The sequence below is a fragment of the Porphyrobacter sp. AAP82 genome, from assembly GCF_000331285.1.
In the GTDB taxonomy this organism is placed as follows: domain Bacteria; phylum Pseudomonadota; class Alphaproteobacteria; order Sphingomonadales; family Sphingomonadaceae; genus Erythrobacter.
Genome location: NZ_ANFX01000046.1, coordinates 1 through 4,743 on the forward strand (window position 1 = coordinate 1; position 4,743 = coordinate 4,743).

The following is a 4,743-nucleotide window of genomic DNA, read 5'->3' on the forward strand; positions in this document are numbered from 1 at the left end:
GCGTCGCCGTCCCGCGCGCGGCAAGCGCTGCGGCCGAGACCGGCAGGCCCGAAACCGTCACCGGGGTTTCGGAGAGCTTGGCCACCGGCTGCCCGCCGATCGTCACCGACAGCGCATCGGGCCGCCCGGTGTTGATGCGCGGGTCCCTGGCAGCCACCGGCACCTCGATCGTCTCGCCCAGTTTGAGAGTGCGCTCGGTCAGGCGTTCGCCGCCCTCTTCAAAAAGGCGCACCCAGATGCCCTCTTCCAGCGCGGTGAGCACCACCGGCCCGCTCGGCACGGCGGAAGGCGCGGGCGCGGCAGGCCCCGGCGAGGCACTGGCGCCGGGCGCAGGATCGGGCGACAGCAGCGATTGCGGTCCGGTACCCGCGCCGAAATAGCTCCCCGCAAAGGCATAGATGCCCAGCGCCAGGATCAGCACCGCGCCCGCCGCCGCCCAGGCGAGCCCCGCCGAGGGCAGGCGCGCCGGATCGCCCGGCTCCATCGGCGCCGAGGGCACGGTGCGGCGCATCGAGCCATCCGCCAGTTCGGCGCGCACCGCCTCGGCGATCGCCGCATCGTCGATCCCCACCGCCTTGGCATAGGTGCGGGCAAAGCCGATCGCATAGGTGCGCGAGGGCAGGCTTTCGAAATTCCCGGCCTCGATCGCTTCGAGATGGCGCAACGGAATGCGGGTTTCGGCGGCGATATGCGCCAGTTCGAGCCGCTTGGCCTCGCGCGCGGCGCGCAAGGTCGCGCCCGGGCCGGCGATGGCGGTCTGGGGCGCCTCGGGGGCGCTGCTGGTATCTTCGCTGTCCATGTGACCCGGGTCCCGCGCCTTCTTTGCCGAGGCGTTCTAGTGAATGAGAGTGATGTGTGTTTGTGCAAGGCGGGAATCACCCGCTCGGGCGCGTCCTGTCAAGCTTCGCCATAACACGCCGCCGCGCGGTGGCCACGTTTCTCCGCATGGCTGCGCTCAATCATGTTCGATATCGCGCGCCGCCGCCCATGCGGCAAGCTCGTCGCGCAGGGACCCCGCGGGGCTGAGCAGCCAGCCGTTCATCGCCGCGGTCAGCTCGGCAAGATCGACCTTGCGCACCAGTTCCTTGATCGGGCCGACGGCGGCCGGCGTGATCGAGAGCCGCCGATAGCCGATGCCGAGCAGCGCCAGCGCTTCGAGCCTGCGCCCGCCCATCTCGCCGCACACGCCGATATCGACCCCGCTGCCGACGCTGCTGCGCATCACGCGGCGCAGGAACCTGAGGATCGACGGGCTGAGCCAGTCGTAGCGTTCGGCGAGCTTGGGATTGGCGCGGTCGGCGGCGAACAGGAATTGCGTCAGGTCATTGGTGCCGATCGACAGGAAACTGAGGCGCGGCAGCAGCATGTCGAGCACTTCGGCCAATGCCGGCACTTCCAGCATCGCGCCGAAATTGATCTTCTCGGGCAGCAGCTTCTTCTGCGCGCGCAGGAAAGCGAGCTGTTCGTCGAAGACCTGCTTGGCGGCATCGAATTCCCACGGCTCGGAAACCATCGGGAACATCACATAGAGCGAGCGCCCCGCCGCCGCCTCGAGCAGCGCGCGCGCCTGGATCTTCATCAACCCTTCGCGTTCCAATGCAAGGCGCAGCGCCCGCCAGCCCATCGCCGGGTTCTCGTCCTGCGCGGCGATCTCGCTGGCGAGATAGGGCACCGACTTGTCGCCGCCGATGTCGACGGTGCGGAAGATCACCGGCTTGTCGCCCGCCGCGTCGAGCACGTCGCGGTAGAGCCGCGTCTGGCGCTCGCGCTGGGGCAGGGTCGCCGAAACGAGAAACTGGAACTCGGTGCGGAACAGCCCGACGCCGTCCGCGCCGGTGAGGCCCAGCGCGCTCATATCGTCCCTGAGCCCTGCATTCATCATCACCTGGATGCGGGTGCCGCAGCGGGTGAAGGGCTCGACATCGCGCAGCGAGGCATAGGCCGCCTGTTTTTCGCGGCTCTTGGCAAAGCGCGCCTGGAAGGCATCGGCAACCTGCGGCAGGGGGCGCACGATGGCATTGCCCGCGCTCGCATCGAGCAGGATCTCGTCACCCTCGCGGATCGTGGTGCGCACGCCTTTCGTGCGACCGATGACGGGGACGTTCATGGCGCGCGCGACGATCACCACGTGGGCGGTGAGCGAGCCTTCCTCGAGGATCACGCCCTTCAGCCGCCGCTTGTCATATTCGAGCAGTTCCGCCGGGCCGAGGTTGCGGGCGATCAGGATCGCATCCTTGCGCAGGCCTTGGCTGGCCGCAGTGCCGACCTGCCCCGCCACGATCCGCAGCAGGCGGTTGGCGAGGTCTTCAAGGTCGTGCATGCGGTCGGCGAGCAGCGGATCGTCGATCTCGCGCATCCGCATCCTTGTGTGCTGCTGGACGCGCTCGATCGCGGCCTCGGCGGTGAGGCCAGAGTCGATCGCCTCGTTGATGCGCCGCGACCAGCCCTCGTCATAGGCGAACATCTTGTAGGTCTCGAGCACCTCCTCGTGTTCGCCGCCGACGCCGAATTCGGCCTGGCTGGCGAGGCTGTCGATCTGCTCGCGCATCCGGTCGAAGGCGCGGTAGACGCGCTGGCGCTCGGCCTCGATGTCCTCGGCCATGACCTGGGTGATCTCGACGCGCGGCTGGTGGTAGACGGCCACCCCCGCGCCCAGGCCCTTGACCAGCGTGAGCCCGGTGAGCGTCTGCGGCCCCGACTGTTCGGCGGTAAGGCCGCGCGCCTCTTCCTCGTCGACCAGTTCGGCATTGGCGATCAGTTCGGAGAGGACCATCGCGGTGGTCTGGAGCGCCTCGATCTCGACCTCCTCATAGCGGCGCGGCTCGACATGCTGGACGCACAATACGCCCACCGCGCGCTCGCGGTAGACGATCGGGACGCCGGCGAAGGAGTGGAACTTGTCCTCGCCGGTTTCGGGGCGGTACTGGAAGTCGGGGTGGGCCTTGGCTTCGGCAAGGTTCAACGTCTCGACCTTCTGGGCGATCGCGCCGGTCAGCCCCTCGCCGATCGCCATGCGGGTGACGTGCACCGCGCTCTGGTTGAGGCCGCGGGTGGCGAAGAGTTCGAGCATCCCCTCGCGCAGCAGGTAGATCGAGCAGACCTCGCTCGACAGGCATTCGCCGATGATCTCGACGACCTGGTCTAGCTTGGTCTGCGCGTGCAGGCGCGAGGCCATGACCTCGGTGAGGCGGAGCAGGATCTGGCGGGCGGCGGCGGCGGCGGTCATGTCCGGACGGATGTATTCCGTCCGCGCGGCAAATGCAAAAGCGGCATTCGCTCCCGACCCCGCCGATGCTCCTTGCGGGCGGATCAGACGCCGGCGATTTCCTCTTTCAATCGCAGCTTCTGCTTCTTGAGGAGCTGGATCGTCGCGGTGTCGGGCACGGGCCGGGCCAGTTCCGCGCGGATGCGGGCTTCGAGGCCGGCGTGCTTGGTCTGGAGGGCGGTGAGGTGCGAGGACACTGCGGTCGATGCCATATTGCGTTCTCCTGTCGTAGCGGGGGGATGCCCCCGGGCAGGCGACTCGGCACGCTGGGCGGCCGGGCCGCAGGTTCGAAAGAACCACAGGAAGGCTAGCTTGCAAAGCCCTGATGAATCCTTACGCCGCAACCCCGGGGCGGTGGAGCGCAGACGCGAAGCCTCTACCCAAAGCTTGCGGGAACGCGTAGCGGGGCGCAGCATTCCGGTAAGCCGGAAGACCGCGCGGGAGCGGGAAGTGATCAGGGGCGAAAGATGACCGAGCAGGAGCTCAGGAAAAAGCTCGAATTGCTCAAGACCGAGCACCGCGACCTTGACGCCGCGATCGCCGCGCTGACCGAAGCGGCGCGCGGCTCGGCGTCGGCCGACATGCTCCAGATCGCGCGGCTGAAAAAACGCAAGCTGCGCCTCAAGGACCAGATCGCGATCATCGAGGACACGCTGCTGCCCGATATCATCGCGTGATTTGTTTGCGGTTCGCTGGCGCGAACGCAGACCCCCCGCCCCGCCTCCCCACCCGGCCACCAATAATACCACGATGTTATGGTGGCCGGGTGGGGAGGCGGGGCGGGGCGGGAGGTCTGCATCGCGCGCCAGTGCGATCAAACATCCTTACCACACCGGCAAAACCTGTTCCCGGAAGGGACGGAGGCGAAAATTGCTTGGAAAGTAACCATGAGGGATATGGCGGCCCGCCCCGCACCGGCGTAGGGTCCTGCCCCATGGTTCGCACCACCAATCTTTCGCGCCCGATCATCGAGGCGCTCTACACCGAAGCGCTCGTCCTTGCCGACGAAGTGCGCGCCGTGTTTGCCGCCGGCGTGCGCGAGCCGCTGACGGGGGAGGACGCCTTCGTGCGCCTCGCGCTGTCGACCGAGGGATTGAAGACCACCACGCGGATGATGCATGTCCTTGCCTGGCTGCTCAACCAGCGCGCGCTGTTCTCGGGCGAGCTTTCCGAGACGCAGGTGCGCCTCCACGGCGCGCTGCCGGCCGACCGCGCCTCGGACGCGGGCCAGCTCGCGCTGCTCGAGCCCGAGACCCGCGAACTGATCGCCGATACCGAAAGGCTCCACCAGCGCATCGCCCGGCTGGACGATGCCTGGCGCGGCCGGTTCGAGATGGCCTCCCCCGCGCGCGCCTTCCAGGACCGGATCGGGCGGGAACTGGGAAGACTGGGTTAGGCGGCCACCTTCGGTGGCGCAGACCTCCCGCCCCGCCTCCCCACCCGGCCACCAATAGTACCACTATGTTATGGTGGCCGGG

General features: G+C 68.1%; 5 protein-coding genes. 2 read left to right on the forward strand and 3 right to left on the reverse strand.

Going from position 1 to position 4,743, the window contains the following annotated elements; genetic code table 11:
- The 3 genes from D620_RS15430 to D620_RS16115 form a co-directional block, all read right to left on the reverse strand.
- A partial coding sequence (locus D620_RS15430) for a helix-turn-helix domain-containing protein (protein WP_017666376.1) occupies positions 1–799 on the reverse strand: 799 nt, incomplete at its 3' end.
- Positions 800–955: 156 nt separating this feature from the next.
- Positions 956–3,226, reverse strand: coding sequence for a phosphoenolpyruvate--protein phosphotransferase (ptsP, locus tag D620_RS0113645; RefSeq protein WP_017666377.1), 2,271 nt, complete (start codon positions 3,224–3,226; stop codon positions 956–958).
- Between the two features lie 83 nt (positions 3,227–3,309).
- Entirely contained in the window at positions 3,310–3,477 is a 168-nt protein-coding gene (locus tag D620_RS16115; protein WP_017666378.1) for a DUF465 domain-containing protein, read from the reverse strand.
- Positions 3,478–3,732: 255 nt separating this feature from the next.
- Here D620_RS16115 and D620_RS0113655 point away from each other — a divergent pair, with 255 nt between their 5' ends.
- Together D620_RS0113655 and D620_RS0113660 are read left to right on the forward strand one after the other, a co-directional pair.
- Complete coding sequence (locus tag D620_RS0113655; RefSeq protein WP_017666379.1) at positions 3,733–3,942, forward strand: DUF465 domain-containing protein; 210 nt, start codon at positions 3,733–3,735, stop codon at positions 3,940–3,942.
- Positions 3,943–4,199: 257 nt separating this feature from the next.
- A complete protein-coding gene (locus D620_RS0113660) occupies positions 4,200–4,661 on the forward strand; it encodes a DUF1465 family protein (protein ID WP_017666380.1) in 462 nt (153 codons plus the stop codon).
- The last annotated feature ends 82 nt before the right edge of the window (positions 4,662–4,743 follow it).